6 protein-coding genes and 1 rRNA gene are annotated in these 20,835 nt (G+C 58.7%); 4 read left to right on the top strand and 3 right to left on the bottom strand.

Features of this window, described 5'->3' with window-relative positions:
* Positions 1 to 15: 15 nt before the first annotated feature.
* A complete protein-coding gene (locus tag HNQ65_RS00040) occupies positions 16 to 14,091 on the bottom strand; it encodes an autotransporter-associated beta strand repeat-containing protein (protein WP_184337216.1) in 14,076 nt (4,691 codons plus the stop codon).
* A gap of 145 nt (positions 14,092 to 14,236) precedes the next feature.
* Between HNQ65_RS00040 and HNQ65_RS00035 the strand changes: the two genes are divergently transcribed.
* A complete protein-coding gene (locus tag HNQ65_RS00035; protein WP_184337215.1) occupies positions 14,237 to 14,596 on the top strand; it encodes a hypothetical protein in 360 nt (119 codons plus the stop codon).
* Between the two features lie 241 nt (positions 14,597 to 14,837).
* Here HNQ65_RS00035 and HNQ65_RS00030 read toward each other — a convergent pair whose 3' ends face one another.
* Positions 14,838 to 15,614, bottom strand: coding sequence for a YdcF family protein (locus HNQ65_RS00030; protein ID WP_184337214.1), 777 nt, complete (start codon positions 15,612 to 15,614; stop codon positions 14,838 to 14,840).
* A gap of 160 nt (positions 15,615 to 15,774) precedes the next feature.
* Between HNQ65_RS00030 and HNQ65_RS00025 the strand changes: the two genes are divergently transcribed.
* The 3 genes from HNQ65_RS00025 to HNQ65_RS26925 all read left to right on the top strand — a co-directional run bounded on the left by HNQ65_RS00025 (position 15,775) and on the right by HNQ65_RS26925 (position 19,898).
* Positions 15,775 to 16,749: a VanZ family protein gene (locus HNQ65_RS00025; protein WP_184337213.1), complete on the top strand. Its 975-nt coding sequence runs from the start codon at positions 15,775 to 15,777 to the stop codon at positions 16,747 to 16,749.
* 43 nt (positions 16,750 to 16,792) lie between these two features.
* Positions 16,793 to 18,094 carry a nucleotide sugar dehydrogenase gene (locus tag HNQ65_RS00020; RefSeq protein ID WP_184337212.1) on the top strand — a complete coding sequence of 434 codons (1,302 nt, stop codon included), beginning with the start codon at positions 16,793 to 16,795 and terminating at the stop codon, positions 18,092 to 18,094.
* A gap of 742 nt (positions 18,095 to 18,836) precedes the next feature.
* Positions 18,837 to 19,898 carry an alpha/beta hydrolase-fold protein gene (locus HNQ65_RS26925; RefSeq protein ID WP_184338415.1) on the top strand — a complete coding sequence of 354 codons (1,062 nt, stop codon included), beginning with the start codon at positions 18,837 to 18,839 and terminating at the stop codon, positions 19,896 to 19,898.
* A 698-nt stretch (positions 19,899 to 20,596) separates the two neighbouring features.
* Here HNQ65_RS26925 and rrf read toward each other — a convergent pair.
* Positions 20,597 to 20,712 (bottom strand): 5S ribosomal RNA (gene rrf / locus HNQ65_RS00005).
* Positions 20,713 to 20,835: the final 123 nt, after the last annotated feature.

Here is a 20,835-nt window from a genome sequence, read left to right as displayed (position 1 = left end):
ATATTTCAAAGCATCTTATAGGCTGGGAATGTGGCGCAGGGTAAGCACCTCCAAAAACCCGCTGCTGTTGGTCGCTGAGCCCGTCATCCAGACGTTACCGTTGGGGTCCACTTGCACTTTTTTGATGCTGTCGTTTTTGTTATTGTCACCATCAAAAGTCTTCTCCCAGCGAATGTCCCCTGCAGCTTTGTTATGCTTGGCAAGATAGACGTCGGTGGTCGCGTCAGAGTTCGTGGTGTAGCCGCTGATCACAGGATTGCCGATGCCGTCTAGAGAGATGGAGGTGTTTTCATCATTGCCGCCGCTCGAACCATTGAAGCGCTTTTCCCAAACCAGCGCACCATCGAGACCGGCATATTTCAGCGTCATTCCATCGCGCACGCTGGCCGAGCGGTAAGATGTACCGGTGACAAAAACATTGGCATTTCCGTCCACCACCAAATCCCACGGTGCATCGGAAGAGTTGAAGCTGCTGTTGTAACGCTGGCCCCAGATTAAACTACCGTCCAACGCTGCGTACTTGGCAGTGTACATGTCGTAGTTGGCCCCTTGCGAGTAGGCGGCAATGATCACGTTATCGGCGGCATCAAGCGCGAGGCCACGAACGGCATCGGGTTTGTTTGCGTAATTGTACACCTGCTGCCAGATCCTGCTGCCGGTGGCAGAGGCAAGTTTAATCGTCCAAGCGTCACTGCCGGAGGCGCCTGCAAGCACAACGCCACCGTCCGTGCCCACGGCGACTTTGACGGGCACATCCGAAGTGGTGCCGCTGCGGGGCTGCACACTTGTCCACACAACCGCACCCGTGCTCTGGTTGAGCTTGGCGGCGAAGAAATCGTTACCTGCACCCGTGCTCACCACGTAAGCCCCCACCGCCACATTGGTGGTGCCTTCCAAGGCCAAGGATACGCCGACATCATTTCCATTGGCCGTGCCATTGTAGGTGTAGGACCAGATTCTAGCACCCGTGCCGCCGTTGTACTTGGCCACATAGACATCTTGGCCAGTTCCTGTGGTGACGTACCCGGCAACGAGCACATCCCCGTTGCCATCAACCTTCACACTCATGGCCTCGTCGTTGCCACTGGTGCCGCTGATGACGGTCCACACCAGCGTGCCATCAGCGAGATATTTGGCGAGGTAAAGGTCTTTGCCTGTGCTGGTGGTGGTGTAGCCGCCCACGAAACCGGCCACGGCAGTGTTGCCACTGAGTTGCAACGCAAGATCATTGCCCTGCCCTGCTCCGCTGCCTGCATAGCGGTCCCGCCAGTTCTCAGCAATATTATCCAAGATGATGATCGGCGCATTATTCACTGATGTTATCGTGGCATCCACATTTGCGGCGGCGTTGAACCTTGCATCTCCTGCCTGACTGGCTCGGACAACAACGGCACCAGCGCCGCTGAAACTCAACACTCCACTGGTGATGGTACCAGGCCCGCTCTGCACACTGTAAGAAAGCGGCAAGCCGCTGGTGGACAGCCCCGTAAGCGGCCACTGCGCCGTAGACGCCAAACTGGCGGGCGGAGTGAAGGTAATGGTCTGACCGCTCTTGATGACGGAGAATGTCTGATCCACGGGAGTCGCCTTCGCATACGTGCTGTTTCCCTGCTGGCTGGCACGAACAGTCACCGTACCTGCTCCAGTAAAGCTAAGCATGTTGCCGCTGTCAGTGACTGTTGCAGGTCCGCTGACAATAGTGAACTTGACCGGCAGCCCGCTGGAGGCTGAGGCTGAAAGCGGCAGGTCGGACCCGGCAACGCGAGGCCCACCGGGGTTGGAGAACGCGATGAACTGAGAGGTCTGCACCGCAGGAATGACCGCCTGATAGTTTTTGACCATGAAATCCAAGGTTCCAGCTGAACTGCCAGCGTAGCCGCCAACATAAATGTTGCCATCTGGCGATACCGCCACGGAAGCGCCATTATCCCAACGGTTGGCGACACCGTTGTACCTTTTTTCCCATACCAAGCCGCCGTCTGTGGCAAATATCTTGGCGGTTAACACATCCGAATTGGGGGTGGCATTATATGAGAAACCTGTCGCCACCACATTACCCAAGCCATCCAGATCCACTGAGTTGATGGCGTCCTGATTTGAAACCGAGCCATTGAACCGGCGCTCCCAGACCAATGCCCCCGTGCCAGCGGCATACTCTGCCACATAGCCATCCATCACACTGGCAGCGCGGTAGCTTGTTCCCCCCACAATTACATTTCCTGAATTATCCACTGCAATGTCGTAGCCGGCGTCCGAAGAGTTGAACGAACTGTTCCATTGCTTCTGCCAGACCAGCGCTCCAGCAGCAGTCAGCTTGACAGTGTAAAGATCAAAGTTTGCCGCACTCACTGTTCCGGTTGCGACCACCTGCCCGGTGGAGTCAAAAGCCACCGCGAATGCCTCGTCATTTGAGTTTGTGCTGCCGTTCACATTCCACTGCCATGCCGTGGCGCCGCTGGTACCGCTGAGCTTCATCACTCTGAAGTCCTTGGCTGAACCACGCACATAGCCTGCGATTGCCAGATCGCCGGCGCTGTCCACAGCAACACTGCGAGCCAGATCATCTCCATTGCCACCACCTTCGATCAGGCGCTCAAAGAGCACACTGCCATCGGAGCCTGAATAACCTGCGGCAAACATGTCAGCACCGCTGCTGGTCCTGCCGTAGCCCGCCACCAGGACGCGTCCGGAGGAATGCACCGCAATGCTGTTGCCTTCATCAAAACTTCCACCACTGCCTGCATAAGTGCGCTCCCAAACCAAGGAACCATCTGCCCCGGAGTATTTGGCCACATACACATCCGAATTGTTGGCAGCGACGGTGGTGTAACCGGTGATCACCACATCTCCATTGGCATCCACCGCGATTGCAGCGGCCTCGTCATCCATACCGGCGGCACCTGCAAAAATGCGTTCCCAAGATTTTGCCCCGGTCACCGGATCATACTTGGCCGTGTAAATGTCCCGATTGGAGGCCGCATTCGTCGTATAACCTGTGGCAAAAACCGCCACCGCCTCGTCACGAGTCGTGCTTTTCTGCACTGCCACGGCCATTGCCACACCATCACGACGTGTGGCGGGCGCATTCACTCCACCATACAAAACCGTCCAAGGTTCACTGACATCGCGGGCGATCGTGCCCACACCGGTCAGTGCTAGGTTGAAGGGATTTTCATCCAAGTCATTACTGTCTATCACGATGTCTGCATTCCGCGTTCCGATGCGGCTTGGATCAAACGTGATTTTAAAGGTGGTGCTAGCTCCGGGGATGAGCGTGGAGGCAGTGCCAGTCAAATCCAAGGTGTAATCGGAAGCAGCAGCGCCCGTTGGAGTGTGGATCACAATCCCCATCAGATCGACTTCACCATCGTTCTTGATCGTGAAGGTCTTGGTCAGAGGCACAGAGGGCACGACCTTGTCCACATCGCCAAAGTCGTAGGTCCCCCCGTCTGTCTGGTTGTTTCCAGATTCAGTGATAGTGATCTCAGGAGTCACAATCTTGAGGATGACATCGTTGCCAGAGCTGGCCAACGTGCCCGGTGCCAGAGAGCTGCCGGAGTAGTTGATGCGACCATAATAGCTTGAACCAAGCACGTTTTCTACATAATCCACTCCACTCAGCGTGATCAACTTCGTGCCGCTAAAGGTGCCTTTGGCAAACTTTCCGGTAATAGCGTCCGTCAAATCGTTGCTCACAAGGGTGAAGGCATTGTTCAGAGTTGCTGTGTAGCCATTGATGGCGTCCAGCACAAGCTTGGCACCGGCACCGCCTGCGGCAAGGTTGATCGTTCCATTGGTGTTGAGCTGGTCATAGCTACCGGCACCGGTGCCGCCAATGTTGAAGTGGAGCTGACCATCCACGATGGAAATATTTCCTGTGCTCAGCGTCCCCGCAGAGGAGGCTCCTCCAGGATTGATTGCACCGCCGCTGTTGAGCTGGATGGCACCCACAGTACCTGTTCCCATCAAGGTTCCTCCATCGATCGTTGTCAAACTGCTGCTGCCGATGCTTCCATTGACCACAAGGTTTCCATTGGTCAAGGACGTGCCTCCTGTGTAGGTGTTGCTGCCACTCAGTGTCACGGTGCCGGAAGTCGTCTTGTTCAGTCCTACGCTGCCGCCGAGGATGGCGCTTACCGAGCCATTCTGCATGTCGTAGGTGCTGCTGCTAGTCAGCACACCTGTGGACCCCGTGATGCCGCCCGAGGTTAGTTGAACGCCTGCCACGGTGTCACTCACCGTTCCAATATCGAAGGTACCGCCGGAGACCACGACGGATGAATTGTCGGAGATCTGACCTGAACCGCTAAGCGTTAGAGTTCCCCCGCTGACGGTTGTCGTTCCGGTATAGGTGTTAGAGTTCGACAGAGTCACCGTGCCGCCAGTGGACTTCGTCAATCCCACCGTGCCCCCAAGAATGGCGCTAACGCTTCCGGAGCGCACGTCATAGGTGCTGGTGCTGGTAAGAACACCTGTGGTTCCGGTGATGTTGCCGCCAGTCAATTGCACGGCCGAAACAGTGTCGCTGTAGGTTCCAATAGCAAGAGACCCACCGGACACGGTCACCGTGGCGCTGTCCCCGATCTGATTGGACGCCCCCAGCGCCAAGCTGCCACCGCTGACACTCACCGCAGTCGCACTGTTGATAGCACTGCTGGCGCCCAGGGTCAGCGTGCCTGCCGTGACGTTCACCGTCCCCGCCGCCGCTGTACCATTGAGAGCCACCGTCCCGGAGCTGTTGATCGTGCCTGTTCCCAGGTTGGCATTGACCGTGCCACCACTCAAAGTGTAAGTCGTGGCTGTCAGTGTGCCACTGCCGCTGACCGTTCCACTGCTCAAGCTCAGCACGCTGATGGTGTCGTTGTTGGCCCCCATGGCCAGAGAACCACCGGACACCGTCACCGTAGCGCCGTCCCCAATCTGATTGGATGCTCCCAGCACCAGGCTGCCACCGCTGACGCTCACCGTTGTCGCACTGTTGATCGCACTGCTGGCGCCCAGGGTCAGTGTGCCTGCCGTGACATTCACCGTCCCTGCCGCCGCTGTGCCATTGAGGGCCACCGTCCCGGAGCTGTTGATCGTGCCTGTTCCCAGGTTGGCATTGACCGTGCCTCCACTCAAAGTGTAAGTCGTGGCTGTCAGCGTGCCACTGCCGCTGACCGTTCCACTGCTCAGGCTCAGCACGCTGATGGTGTCGTTGTTGGTTCCCATGGCCAGAGTTCCACCGGACACCGTCACCGTAGCGCTGTTGCCAATCTGGTTGGACGCTCCCAGCACCAGGCTGCCACCACCGCTGACGCTCACCGCTGTCGCACTGTTGATCGCACTGCTGGCGCCCAGGGTCAGCGTGCCTGCCGTGACATTCACCGTCCCCGCCGCTGCGGTGCCATTGAGAGCCACCGTCCCGGAGCTGTTGATCGTGCCTGTTCCCAAGTTGGCATCCACCGTGCCTCCGCTCAACCCATAGGTCGTGGCTGTCAGCGTGCCACTGCCACTGACCGTTCCACTGCTCAGGCTCAACACACTGATGGTGTCGTTGTTGGTTCCCATAGCCAGAGTACCACCGGACACCGTCACCGTAGCGCTGTTGCCGATCTGGTTGGACGCCCCCAGCGCCAAGCTACCACCGCTGACGCTCACCGCTGTCGCACTGTTGATCGCACTGCTGGCGCCCAAAGTAAGCGTGCCTGCCGTGACATTCACCGTCCCCGCCGCTGCAGTGCCATTGAGAGCCACCGTCCCGGAGCTGTTGATCGTGCCTGTTCCCAAGTTGGCATCCACCGTGCCTCCGCTCAACCCATAGGTCGTAGCTGTCAGTGTGCCACTGCCACTGACCGTTCCACTGCTCAGGCTCAGCACGCTGATGGTGTCGTTGTTGGTTCCCATGGCCAGAGTTCCACCGGACACTGTCACCGTAGCGCTGTTGCCGATCTGGTTGGACGCTCCCAGCGCCAAGCTACCACCGCTGACGCTCACCGTTGTCGCACTGTTGATCGCGCTGCTGGCGCCCAGGGTCAGCGTGCCTGCCGTGACATTCACCGTCCCTGCCGCCGCTGTGCCATTGAGGGCCACCGTCCCGGAGCTGTTGATCGTACCTGTTCCCAGGTTGGCATTGACCGTGCCTCCACTCAAAGTGTAAGTCGTGGCTGTCAGCGTGCCACTGCCGCTGACCGTTCCACTGCTCAGGCTCAGCACGCTGATGGTGTCGTTGTTGGTTCCCATGGCCAGAGTTCCACCGGACACCGTCACCGTAGCGCTGTCCCCAATCTGATTGGACGCTCCCAGCGCTAGGCTGCCACCGCTGACGCTCACCGCTGTCGCACTGTTGATCGCGCTGCTGGCGCCCAGGGTCAGCGTGCCTGCCGTGACATTCACCGTCCCCGCCGCCGCTGTGCCATTGAGGGCCACTGTGCCGGAGCTGTTGATCGTGCCCGTGCCCAGATTGCCATTCACCGTGCCACCGCTCAGGTCGTAGGTCGTTGCTGTCAGTGTCGCTGTTCCGCCAATCGTGCCGCTGCTCATCGTGAGCGTGCCAATCGTGTCCGATCCACCCACCGTCAACGTCCCGCCAGACACCGTCACTGCGGCTGCGTTTGCCAGCTTGTCAGCTCCGCTGGTGGTGAGCGAGCCACCACTGACTGCTATCGTCGCCGAGCTGTTGATGTCTCCCGTGATCGACAAAGTCCCCGCGCTCACCGTCGTCGTGCCGCTGTAGCCGTTGCTGCCGCTGAGCACCAGAGTGCTGGCTCCGTCCTTGGTCAATCCGCCCGTGCCGCCAATCGCGCCCGCAAAGGTCGTGTTGCTGCTCGCATCCCCCACAGTGAGAGTGTTTGCATTCAGGGTGATGGTCGCGGCACTTGCAGCCGTCAGCGAGGCCACAGATTGAGCTGCGCCAAGGGTAAGCACCGAGGGGCCAGTGCCATCAAAGGTCACGGCGGTGCGGCCGTTGGCCGTAGGCAGGGCATTGGTCACGTTCGCGTTGAGCGTGGCGCTGTTGCGGATGAATGTCGGGCCGTTGTAGGTGTTGGCCACGTTCAGGTTCACCGTCGTGCCATCGATCACCAGATCGGAATTAGCAGACGATCCGCTGATGGCCGTCGTGTTGACATTAATCGTGCCGCCACCATTGAAGGTAGCCACCGTGCCGTTCTTTACCACACCACCCGTCAGGTTGAGCACCGAGCCGCTGGCTGCTGAGATGGAGCTGCTGGATGCCACGGTGATCGCGCCGCCGTAGGTGTTGGTGCCGCTGACGTTGACCAAGGCGCCGGTCTGGCCGCTGGCCGCGCCGCCATTCAGAGTCAGCGCCTCCGCCCCCACCGTGATGCCGCCTTGCAGCTGCAGAGTCGCGCCATTGGTGACGGATGTACCAGCCGCCGTGGTGCCGAGACCCGTGGCGTTTTGAATGTTGAGAATGCCCGCGCTCACCGTGGTGGTGCCGGAATAGGTGTTTGCACCAGAAAGCACCTGGGTTCCCGTGCCAGCCTTGGTCAGGTTGCCGGTGGCGACAGCGCCCCCGAAATCAGAATAACCACCCAAACTGGCGACCCCATCAGTAATGCTCCCTGAGAAAGTGCCGCCTCCATTGTCAACCCCGACCGTCAAACTCGTGTAGCCGCTGCCGCTGTAACCGGTGGAAAGAGTTCCGCCACCAGTCAGCGCATTGACTCTGACATTGGCTTCCACACCCGCAAAGAAGGCTCCGCTGGCGATGTTCAAATCCGACTTGTTGTTCGTCCAAACTTCGTTGGCAAAGTTCCCCCCAACCATCAAACCGCCCTGGATGTCGATAAGAGCCCCCGAAGTCAGCGCGAAGGTAGCAGCATTACCTCCCCACCTGAGTTCACCTGTGCCGGTCTTCAGAAGCTTTCCAGCTCCGGAGAAGGTGGTCGTTCCATAATCCAAAGATGAAGCGGAATTGAATTCAAGCGTAGCTCCCGATGAGATGGCAAAACCGCTGGAAGCATACGTTCCCTGCAAAGTCAGATTGCCAGCGCTAATCGTTGTAGCACCCGTATAACTGTTGTTGGAACCAAGGATTTGAGTGCTGGCGCCGTCTTTCACCAGCCCACCAGTGCCACCGATGGAACCCGCGAAAGTCGTGCTTCCGGAAGCGCTGCCAACGGTCAGAGTATTGCTGCCTAAAGTCACCGTTGCCCCGCCAGCGGAAGTCAACGAAGCCACCGATTGAGAAGCCCCCAAGGCAAGGACTGATGTGCCGGTTCCGTCAAAGGTCACTGCGGTACGACCATTAGCTGTCGGAAGCGCATTGGCCACATTGGCGTTGAGCGTACCACTGTTTCGGATGAAGGTCGGACCATTGTAGGTGTTGGCCACGTTCAGGTTCACAGTCACTCCATCTACAATGACATCGGAGTTTGCAGAAGCTCCGCTGATGGCCGTCGTGCTGACATTAATCGTGCCGCCACCAGTGAAGGTAGCCACCGTGCCGTTCTTTACCACACCACCCGTCAGAGTGAGCGTTGAGCCGCTGGCTGCCGAAATCGAGCTGCTCGCAGCCACAGTGATCGCACCGCCATAGGTGTTGCTACCGCTGACGTTGACCAAGGCGCCAGACTGGCCGCTGGCTGCGCCACCATTGAGCGTAAGCGCTTCCGCCCCAACCGTGATACCGCCTTGCAACTGCAGAGTTGCACCATTGCTCACTGAAGTGCCGCCTGCTGTCGTACCGAGGCCCGCATTGGCTTGGAGGTTGAGGATGCCCGCGCTCACCGTGGTGGCGCCAGTATATGAACTGCCTCTAAGTAGCGTCAGAGTTCCTGTGCCGTCTTTGACCAATGCGCCGCTGCCCGTACCGATGTTGCTGCTAATAATGACATTACCAGCCCCTCCAACAGTCAAGTCGAGTCCGGCTCCGGTAATCGTTCCCACATTGCTCAATTCCAAGTTGTTTGCATCAGAGTTGATCCGCGTAGAGCTTCCAAGGGTAATCAACCCAGCGTAATTGTTGTTGCCACTGATGTTGCGCAAGGCACCATCGTTGCTCACGCCCGTTCCGTTCAGTGTCAGAGCCTCAGAGGCGGTGGTGATGTTGCCCTGGATCTGCAGCGCAGCTCCAGAAGTGACGCTGGTTCCCGCAGCGGTCGTTCCCAGCGCACCGGCGCTTCGAATATTCAGCACACCAGTGCTCACTGTCGTCAAGCCTGAGTAAGTGTTGCTGCCATTGAGCACCAGTGTTCCACTACCGGCCTGGGTCAGTTTGCCCGTGCCGCTGATGACGCTGTTAAAGTCAGAGCCCTGGGTGACTGTATTGCTGCGGTTGAAAACCAGCGTACCATTGTTAGTGATGGAACTGCCGGATGCGAGCGCCCCGGTCGTGCCGCCAGCACCCACCTGCAAAGTACCAGCGCTGATCGTGGTCGTTCCTGTGTAAGTACTCACGCCAGTCAGGATCAAAGCTCCGGACCCGGTCTTTGTCAGGGCTCCAGTAGTTGCGGCTCCTGTGGCGCCGACCAAGGTAAGGTCATTGCTCGTGTCAATCGTTGCCGTCTTGCCAGCATTGATCGTGAAGGCACGGTCGGAAGTCGCGGTGCTGCCAGTATATTGCAGGGTGCCGCCGTCAAAGACGAGGTTGGCAGCAGCGTTTGAGGCTTGGCCCAGGTTCCCGGCCACGCCACCATTGCCAATGGTGCCCACGCTCAGTGTGCCTGCGCTGATGGTCGTCACGCCAGTGTAGGTGCTCACTCCTGTAAGCTTTACTGTACCCAGCCCAGTCTTGGAAAGCGCCCCAGCCCCAGTGTAATTCTTAAATACCGAAGAAGCAGTGAGCGAGTCGCCACCCAATGGCGTCGCGAGAGTCAAGGTAGCACCAGCCTGAATGCCAAAATCTACCGCGCTGATAGTATTGCCAGTGCCGTTGGCCGTAATGACGCCACCGAAGATACTCTGAATAAACGATCCATAGGTCGAATTGCCCGAGGTGCTGGTTATAGTGCCACCGTTCAGAGTAATACCACCAAATGGAACGTTATGAGCCGCACCACCCGTGGAGTTCACCGTTCCCGCCACAACCCATTTTTCCGTCCCGTTATAGCCCAGAGCATTGTTGCTAGTGCCACTCAACAACGCAGTCGCACCGGAAGCGATGGTGACAGTTGCGCTATTCGAGGACTGGAGTATGCCGCCAGTGCCAGAAATTTCGAGAGTCCCTGATGTGACGTTCACATTGCCAGTGAAGGTATTTGAACCGGTGAGCCGAAGCGTACCGCTGCCTGCCTGCGTCAGCCCGCCGCTGCCGCTGATGACGCTGTTAAAGTCAGAGCCCTGGGTGACTGTATTGCTGCGGTTGAAAACCAGCGTACCATTGTTAATGATGGCACTACCGGATGCGAGCGCCCCGGTCGTGCCGCCAGCACCCACCTGCAAAGTACCAGCGCTGATCGTGGTCGTTCCTGTGTAAGTACTCACGCCAGTCAGGATCAAAGCTCCGGACCCGGTCTTTGTCAGGGCTCCAGTAGTTGCGGCTCCTGTGGCGCCGACCAAGGTAAGGTCATTGCTCGTGTCAATCGTTGCCGTCTTGCCAGCATTGATCGTGAAGGCACGGTCGGAAGTCGCGGTGCTGCCAGTATATTGCAGGGTGCCGCCGTCAAAGACGAGGTTGGCAGCAGCGTTTGAGGCTTGGCCCAGGTTCCCGGCCACGCCACCATTGCCAATGGTGCCCACGCTCAGTGTGCCTGCGCTGATGGTCGTCACGCCAGTGTAGGTGCTGGCGGCGGTAAGTGCCAGGGTTCCCGCACCGTCCTTAGTCAGCGTGCCTGTGCCAGTGCCGATGATGCTGTTGATCGTCGTGTTCCCCGCTCCGCCGACAGTCAGCGCCAGTCCAGAGCCGGTGATCGTTCCCGTGTTGCTGAGAGTCAGCGCGCCTGCGTCTGAGTTGATGCGTGAGGAACTGCCCAGAGTGACCAGACCGCCATAAGTGTTGGTGCCGCTGATGTTGCGCAGTGCGCCGTCGTTGCTGACACCCGTACCGTTCAAGGTCAATGCCTCGGCCCCCACAACAATGCCGCCCTGGATCTGCAAGGCCGTCCCCGACAGCACAGTGGTGCCCGCAGCCGTAGTGCCCAGAGCTGTAGCATTCTGGATGTTCAGCACGCCCGTGCTCACGGTCGTTGCTCCTGTGTAAGTGTTGGCTCCGTTCAGGATCGTCGTGCCGACGCCTGCCTGGCTCACCGCACCACTGCCGCTGATCACACTGGCAAAGTCCGCTCCCTGCGTCAGCGTGTTGCTGCGCCAGAATGCCAGGGTGGCATTGTTGACGATGGCGCTGCTTGTGGACAAAGAACCCGTCGTGCTGCCGCTGCCGATAACCAGCCTGCCGCCGCTGATGGTGGTCGTGCCGGTGTAGGTGTTGGCACCCGTCAGATACAGATCGCCAGCGCCGTCTTTGGTAACGGCACCTGTGCCGGTGCCGATAATCCCGGCGATCGTGGTGTTGCCAGCGCCACCCGCTGTGAGGTCAAAACCTGATCCGGTGATCGTGCCGGTGTTGGTCAGATACAGCGTGCTGCCAGCATCGGAGTTGATGCGTGCGGAGCTGCCGAGCGTGACCAGACCGCCATAGGTGTTGGTGCCGCTGATGTTGCGCAGTGCGCCGTCATTGCTGACACCCGTGTCGTTCAAGGTCAATGCCTCGGCTCCCACGACGATGCCGCCCTGAATCTGCAAGGCCGTCCCCGACAGCACAGTGGTGCCCGCAGCCGTAGTGCCCAGAGCTGTAGCATTCTGGATGTTCAGCACGCCCGTGCTCACGGTCGTTGCTCCTGTGTAAGTGTTGGCTCCGTTCAGGATCGTCGTGCCGACGCCTGCCTGGCTCACCGCACCACTGCCGCTGATCACACTGGCAAAGTCCGCTCCCTGCGTCAGCGTGTTGCTGCGCCAGAATGCCAGGGTGGCATTGTTGACGATGGCGCTGCTGGTGGACAAAGAACCCGTCGTGCTGCCGCTGCCGATAACCAGCCTGCCACCGCTGATGGTGGTCGTGCCGGTGTAGGTGTTGGCTCCAGTCAGATACAGATCGCCAGCGCCATCTTTAGTCAGGGTACCTGTGCCAGTGCCGATGATGCCGGCGATCGTGGTGTTGCCAGCGCCACCGGCTGTGAGGCCAAAACCTGATCCGGTGATCGTGCCGGTGTTGGTCAGATACAGCGTGCTGCCAGCATCGGAGTTGATGCGTGTGGAGCTGCCGAGCGTGACCAGACCGCCATAAGTGTTGGTGCCGCTGATGGTGCGCAGTGCGCCGTCATTGCTCACACCCGTACCGTTCAAGGTCAATGCCTCGGCTCCCACGACGATGCCGCCCTGAATCTGCAGGGCAGCACCTGAACTCACACTCGTACCACCGGCTACGGTACCCAGGGCTGCAGCATTTTGAATGTTCACCACCCCCGCGCTGACCGTCGTCGCACCGGTGTAAGTATTGGCCCCAGAGAGGATGAGAGAGCCGCTGCCAGCCTGCGTCACACTGCCGCTGCCGCTAATGGCGCTGGCGAAGTCAGTACCTTGGGTGACCGTGTTGCTGCGGTTGAAGGCCAGCGCAGCGTTGTTGGTGATGGCGCTGCTGGTGGACAACGCGCCTGTCGTTCCACCGCCGCCAATCTGAAGAGTGCCGGCGCTGATCGTGGTGGCTCCCGTATAGGTATTGCTGCCGCTGAGGGTCAGCGTCGATGACGCGTTGTTCATCGTCAGCGTCTTGCCGCTGCCGGCGATCACGCCGCCAAAGGTGCTGCTGCTGGCGCTGGTGTAGTTCACACTGCCGGTGATCGTGCTTGTGCTGCTGCCGCTGGCAAGAGTGCCGCCCGTCACGTTGAGGTTGCCATTGGCAGTCAGATTGGCACCGCTGCCGATGGTGAAGGTGCCACTGCTGGAGGTCACCAGACCGGTCACACTGCCCGTTCCGTTCCAGCTGCCTCCAGTCACTCCCAGGGTGCCGCCGATGCTGCCACCGTTCTTGTTGATGACGCCGCTGCCAGTGAGGGTGACGTTGCCGCTGACCGTTCCCGAACCCGTCAGGGCACCCGCCGTTCCCACACCCACGGTGCTGCCGGAAGCCAGCGAGCCATCCACCTGCAAAGCCCCACCGCTGATTGTTGTGGCCCCGGTGTAGGTGCTGGCACCAGTCATGATCATGGTTCCTGCACCTGTCTTTGTCAGAGCACCGACGCCGCCGATATCCTTGAAAACACTCGATGTCGTGAGTGTGTCACCTGCAAGCGGCGTGGATATCGTGGCCGTGGTGTTGCCAATGCCAACATCGACGGCACTGATCGTGTTACCGGTGCCATTGGCCGTGATAACACCACTGCTGGCGTTCACATGATAAGAGCCGAAAAAGGCATTACCGGTACTGCTGGTAAGAGTGCCCCCGTTCAAAGCGATACCACCAAAGGGAATCGTCTGAGCAGCACCACCGGTGTTGTTGATGGTTCCAGCAACCACCCATTGTTCATAGGAGCCCGAAATCCCGCTGCCGCCCCAGCCTAGGACGTTGTTGGCACTGCCGCTCAGCAAGGCCGTGGCACCTGATGCCACAGTGACGGTGGAGGCATTGTTGTTCTGGAGGACAGTTCCTGTGCCAGAAATTTCCAGGGTGCCAGAATTGATGTTCAAATCACCGGTAAACGTGCTGGCGGCGGAAAGCACCAGCTTATTCGTGCCCGCCAAAGTGAGGCCGGTCGAACCGCCGAGGATGGCAGCGATGGTGGCATCCGTGTTGACTGTGATGAGTGAACTGGAGAGGGTGAGAACATTACCAGCACCATCAATCGTGTAATTTCCCGTGCCAGCGTTGAAAGTCATGTTCCCGACGGTGATGCCACCGCCCAGAGTGATCGTACCTGCAAGCCCGCCGAAGATGGCGCTGTCAGGCGTAACGTTGTTCCACAGCACATCCGTAGAACCGTTGTTCCAGTTGCCACTGGCGTCAATCCAGGCACCCGAGCCGCCAGTAATGACGCCACTATCCCCGCTGACAGTGTCCCAGGTAAGGACAGCAGCTTGCAGGTTGCCGCGGCTGAACAGCACTGCCGTCAAAATGGCAGCAAAGGCGCGGGTCAGAGTAAGGATGCTTTTCATGGGATGTCAGGCGGAACTAGTGTCCGGGAACAGAGTCGAGTGAGAAGTGAACAAAAGTGGTTGTGCAGCCGTGGGCTGAAGATACCGCAGCCAGTTTTTGCGAGCGGAGAGGAGGACCGGCGAGCCACGACACCCCGCATCTTTCATGCGACGCAAGATCACCACGCCTGTTAGAGGCCTGGATGCTAAACGTAGCTTTAGTGATGAAGTCAAAAAAAGGGATGTTTGTCATAAGACATATCAAATCGCCACGCAGAGTACGCGGAGAATTATTTGTCTGAGAATCAAGCTCAACCTAGTCAAAATTAGCGCAATAGGGGTGCCAGTTGCCACAAAATCAGCCACTTTCCGCCAAAATCTCACACAAAAGCGAGCGCGTCGGGAAGGGCGCGATCTAAATAAAGCTTGTGAAATGATGGGGATCATGAGCGAGAAAAACAGCCGAACGCCTATTAATACCTTCCCAATGCTTCAGCAATCAAGAGAACTAAACCGACCCACCTAGCGAGGCAACCTTCCTATATCAAGGGAAAAAGCTGTAACATCAGGATTAGCAATGTCTTCGCAAAAAATGTTAGCTCAAGAAGGCTTTGCCCCCTTCCTTTAGTGCCCCCTTGCCGACGAGTTTTATCAGCGCAATAAATTACAAAATTTACTATGAATTCAAAAATTACATAGGGCTCAAGTAGCTAGAGCCTAGGGCCAATCTTCATTAAATCACTGAAGCCCCAACCATTCGCCCGAAATCAGACCCAGCCTCGAAAGTAGTAAACCCAAGATCCAACGATCTCGTGCAGCCATGCGCCAAAAACATCCAATCCACGCGGGCTGGGTAAATGCAACCATCTTTGTTCTCCCAGATGGTTCAGGCTGCTAATATAATTGCAGGGTACGGGTATGACGTTGATTCCAACTTTGCGAAAAGCCGCCATGGTGCGTGGCATGTGGTTGGCACTGGTCACGAGAAGCAGCCGGTTCAGCCCTCGCTGCTTGGTCAGGGCGGCCACTTTCACAGCTTCGTCATGGGTATCTTTGCAGACCCCCATGCTGAGCAGTTCAGTCTTGAGGCTGAAGTGGGAGCGAATATAACTGCTAACGGTGTCTGCTTCAGAAAAAACATGCCCCTCATGAGGATAGCCGCCGCCCCCTAATATCAACAGCGGCGCCTTACCTTCGACGGCCAAGGTCAGAGCAGTTGTCAGCCTATCGGCACCAGATTGCAATTGAAAGCCGGCTGGTTCCACCAACGAGGGGACGAAACCACCACCCAAGCATACAATGGCCTCGGCTTGAGGCAATTCTGCCACCTTGACACTCGTTACTTGATTTTCGAGGCCAGCAATGAGCCATGAGGCAAACGGGGTGCACGTAAGAAGGGTGAGGATCAGCCAGGCCGCCCCAGGAAACCACAGCCCCAACGTACGCCGGTTGTAGAGCATCCGAAGCAACCACAAGCCGAGCACCAGCCATATGACGCAGAGAGGATGGACGAGGTGGAGCAGCGTCTTCAGAATCAATGTCATACTCAATGCTACAACGTTTCCAGCCATCTCTGCAACTTTTGCAGCAAGAAACTGCCGCTCATTTGGGGGCAAAAAAGGTAAAACTCCCAGTATCTACGGCTCGCCAGCCCGGCCTGGAGCGTTATCATACCAACAAAACAGCCGTTATGCCCTGATTGATTTGAAGCGCTCGCTCCTCCCTTCCCTAATCTGTCTGGCCATCCTAGCACTGGCTTTGCTTCTGTTTTTTCTGCCTCTGCCGCATGGTTGGTCAGCGGGCTGGCGTGGTGAGTTGACCAATCGTCTGCACGCTCCACTGATGGCAGTATGCGTGTTTACTGTGGCATACCTGTTCACAAAATATTTGGCAGCGATCCCGAGCCTGTTGCTTGCCGCGCCTGTGGCTATGGTGATAGCGGCTCTGATCGAATGGGTGCAGCCTTGGTTTGGTCGCACGAGCAGCCTGGCTGATTTCCTATGGGGAATGGCAGGAATCCTCGGGGGTTGCCTCTGGCAGGGAGCCGCCCAGCAGAACTCAAAGCCGGTGGCTCTCACTACCTATATGCTGGCGCTGTTCTGCGCGCTGGCCCCCCCCACTCTTTGGTGTGTGCAGGTTTGGCTCGTGCAAGCCGAGGCTCAGCGCTTGTTTCCAACGCTTGTTCAAAGCTCCCGCCCAGGCATGCATTTATTGTGGACGATAGAGCCTTCTCAGGTGCGAGATCGAGGAAAGGGCCCCTGCCTGCTGCTGACGCGAGACGCAAACCACCCTGGCAGCATCCATCTGGACACCTTGGACCGCGACTGGAGCGACTACGAAGGCCTTGAGATCTCTGGCACACTGCAGTCAGATTCGGCGGTGGAAGTGGGTGTGCGGCTGGACGTGAATGAAGATGGGGCCAGGCGTATTCGTGCGGGTGGCTGGATGCAGGCGGGAACCAGTAGCATCCAGATCGTCTGGCCCCGGAACGCTGACAGACGGCTTGTTCACCAGCTGGTGGTCTTTCTCCAGGCCAGTTCCAAGGCAGCGCAGCTGGAAATCCACCGTCTGCGTCTGATCGGTGCCAGGGAGTTGCCGCCTAAGGAGACAAGCTGCCGCAATTCCAGCACAAAAAAAATACCGTCTGCTGGTTTACATTATGCGCTGATCGCTCAATAAACAGGTTCCCATCCTATCTTCTTTTCCCCGCAGCCGTATTTGCATGAACATTTCTGTCCTAGGCCTTGGTTACGTTGGCGCCGTTACTGCCGCCTGTCTGGCAAAAAAGGGGCACCGCATCATCGGTGTGGACCTGCATGCAGCCAAGGTCGCAGCCTTTAACCAAGGGATCTCCCCTATCGTGGAGCCAGGTCTGGATGCTCTCCTAAAAGACGGCAGCACCAGTGGCAGAATCACTGCCACCCAGGATGTGGCGCAGGCCGTGGCGCAGTCGGACGCCAGCATCATCTGCGTGGGCACCCCCTCCCAGCCCTCCGGCAGCCTGGACCTGAGCTTTGTGCGCTCCGTGACACGCCAGCTTGCTGAGGCCCTGTCTTCGCTGACCAAAAAACACGTCATCATCTTTCGTAGCACCATGCTGCCCGGCAGCACCCGCAGCATCGTGGGAGAGGTGCTGGCAGACCTCATTCAGGCTGGCCGCGTGGAGATCTACTACTGCCCCGAGTTTCTGCGCGAAGGCACGGCCGTGCGCGACTTTGACGAGCCCTCCCTCTCCGTCATCGGCAACGAAGACGGTAGCTCGCCCGTGCCGGAGGAGATCGCCGGGCTGCTCGGCGGCAAGCCGGAGCTGCTGCGCTGGGAAGGCGCGGAGATGATCAAGTACTCCTGCAACTACTTCCATGCCCTCAAGGTGGGCTTTGCCAACGAGATCGGCCGCCTCTGCAAGCAGCTCGGCGAGGATGGCAAACGTGTGATGCAGGTGGTATGCGAGGACAAGAAGCTGAACATCTCCAGCTACTACATGCGCCCGGGCGCGCCCTTTGGCGGCTCGTGCCTGCCCAAGGACGTCTCCGCACTGCATGCCTTTGTGCGCCAGCAGGGCCTCAGCCTGCCGCTGCTGGAAAACACCCTCTCCACCAATGCTGCGCACCAGCAGCTTTTTGTGCAGCTCATTGAAGGAAAGCAGAAGCGCCGCATCGGCTTCCTCGGGCTGGCCTTCAAGGCGGACACCGACGACCTGCGCGGCAGCCCCCTAGTGGCTGCGGCCGAGACTCTCTACGGCCGCGGACACACGCTGAGCATCTTTGATCCCCAGATCAATCTCTCCCGCCTCATCGGCTCCAATGAGCAGCAGATCCAGCAGCGCATGCCGCACCTGGCCCAGCTCATGAAGTCCACCGCCGGCGAGGTTCTGGAAAACAGCGATGTCATCGTCATCTCCCAAAAGTGCGCCAGCATCGATGACCTGCGGGCCAGCGCGCGCGCAGACCATGCCGTCATCGATGTCAGCGGCTGGGAGGATCTGAAAAGCCTGCCGTGGCAGTACGACGGAATCTGCTGGTAATCCCCGGTGCAAAGCCGCTGAAAAGCTCCTCCGGCGAGCACCGTTCCACTCTGCCCCGTGAAACAGGCACATCCGCTTGTTTCGTCGTGTCGCCTCGTTTTGCTTTTCTCTCTTTACCATGCTCTCCCTGCGCCACATCCTCAGTCTGTCCTTGCCGCTTCTCATCGCCACGTCAGCACCAGCCGATGAGAGCCTGAAAAAAGTGGCCGCAGCCATCGACGGCTACCGCTTTGAGTTTCCCTGCCGCGATCCCATGCCGGAGAATCCCAAGCCCGGCGCAGACGGCATCTCCGCCCGCATGACCAATGACCCGGCCACGAATGATAAATTCACCGACGTCAGGAAATTCGGCGGCGATCCCGCCAAGCGTTACAAGGTCACCGTCCGGGTGCGTGGTGTGGTGGAGCCCATGATGTACAAAGACGGCCAGCAGGAGGGAGAGCGCTTCTACATCGGAGGCACTCCCAACAACGCCACCTACAACATCTACCAGCTCAGCGTCTCCTCGCCCTCCTCCCACTTCTTTTTCAACCGGGACGACAAGGTGGGACACCGCATCTTCACCATCGACTACACCGCCAGTCTGGAGATCGACGGCGGTGCCACGCTCGCCTTCCACGGCGACGGCCAGAACGGCCACATGATCACCAATTTCTCCAAGCTCGTCGTGCCCGGCATCCCGCCCGCACCGCAGCCCTACAACGGCCAGTTCATCCAGTTGGATGTCGTCGATGTGGCCGAGATGAAAAAGCCCGAGCGCCCGCAGCCGCCCACCCGTCCGCTCGATGCCCCCAGCGCCCCCAAATTCACCCGCCTGGATGGCAAGCCGGGCGCCGTCCCGCCCGTCAATACCGACGGCGACTACGTCATCGGTCCCGACTACCTCCCAGCCCCTGAAACCAAAGTGGTGCCAGGTGTGCCTCAGGGCAAGGTTCAGCAGTTCCAGATCGACTCCAAGGACTGCAAGCTCTTCAACCCCGGCATCGCACGTGAGGTGTTTGGCATCGTCGATCCCAAGAACCCCAAGACCCTTATCGTCGAAACCCACCCCGTGGATTACAAACGCACTGTCACCGTCTACGTGCCTGCGCAGTACTCCGCCGGCACTGCGGCCCCCTTTATCGTCACGCATGACGGCCCCGGCATGGGCAAACCCGACATGAATCTAGCCCGCATCCTCGACAATCTCATCGCCCAGAAGCGCGTGCCCGCCATGGTCGCCATCATGATCTCCAGCGGCGGCGGCGATGCCCAGGGCCATGAGCGCGGTCGCGAATACGATACCATGTCCGGCCTCTACGCCGAATTCATCGAAAACGAAGTGCTCCCGCTGGTGGAGAAAAACTACAGCGTCAAACTCACCAAAGATCCCGAAGGCCGCGCCACCATGGGCAACAGCTCCGGCGGCTCCGCCGCACTCGCCATGGCCTGGTATCATCCCGATCTCTACCACCGTGTGCTCACCTTCTCCGGCACTTATGTGAACCAGCAGTGGCCCTTCAATCCCGAGACCCCTGATGGTGCCTGGGGCTTCCACAACAAACTCATCCCTGAAAGCCCCGTAAAACCTCTGCGCATCTGGATGGCCGTGGGCGATCGCGACCTGCTCAACCCCAACGTCATGCGCGACAACATGCACGACTGGGTGGAGGCCAATCATCGCATGGCCAAAGTCCTGAAGGCCAAAGGCTACCACTACCAGTACGTCTATTGCCTCAACGCCGGCCACGGCATCGGCCCCGCCCGCCCCCAAATCCTCCCCCAGGCCCTGGAATGGCTCTGGCAGGGGTATGCGGCGAAGTAAGCGGAGCCAGGAAGTTGAGCTGGGCGTTCCTGCCTGCCGAAAACAGGTCTGTATCTATGCCTACGGTGGCCTTCCACTCCTGAAGACATGAGACAGAAAGAGCATGCAAGACCAGGTCTCATGCGCTGAGAAGCGGGCGCTTTCGGAAAGGGGGAATGCGATGGGGCAGCAGACCACGCTGGGAGGAAGGATTCCAGGGACGCGCACAGCGCATCCCTACCATCGAGAGCAGCAGCGCGTGCCGCTGGGCAGGTAGGCAAAACTGCTGTACAGGCTCAAGACACGGGTCTGTGGCATCGAGAGCTCAAAAAGGTGCGCCCTCTTTGAAATGAAGTAAGGCAGAGAGCTGAGGCATTGAGCTCCATTGATGGCGAAGTGCGCTCATGCGATTCATAAAACACAGCTCAGCATCACGGCCTTCTCTCTCGATATTCCCGTAGGGTGCCTCTGACAGGCTTTTCGAGAACTGGTTTAAATTCGTGCGTGTCCGTGTGTCCTTTTGAGCCGCGTTGGGCCTGTTGTGTTTCACGGGCGTTGATGGGTTGGTGTGCAGCACTGCGTGGCGGCGTGTCGTTTGTGCGCCGGGCTGCGGTGTGCGCAGTGGTGATTGTCAGCGTGTTTTCGTCATGCGATTTGGCGCAACACGCAACATACAAAAAACCCCGCATCCTTTTTGAGGGGATGCGGGGTGATGTTTAATCTGGCAACGTCCTACTTTCGCATGGCCTGTCGCCATACTATCATCGGCGCAACAGCGTTTCACTTCCGTGTTCGGAATGGGAACGGGTGGTACCACTGTGCCATGGTCACCAGACTGCGGCTCATATCGGCTTTGGGCCGGATGAACCGAGTGTCTGGAGACACTTTTTCAGGGAGGGTTCCCTGACAACTGCACATAGGGAAAAAATTCGTCTTGAGCCCGGGAACCAGGCTTCAG

The organism is Prosthecobacter vanneervenii, from assembly GCF_014203095.1.
Lineage (GTDB): Bacteria > Verrucomicrobiota > Verrucomicrobiia > Verrucomicrobiales > Verrucomicrobiaceae > Prosthecobacter > Prosthecobacter vanneervenii.
The sequence above is the reverse complement of the archived record's forward strand: the minus strand, read 5'-3'. Positions and strand labels throughout refer to the sequence as shown.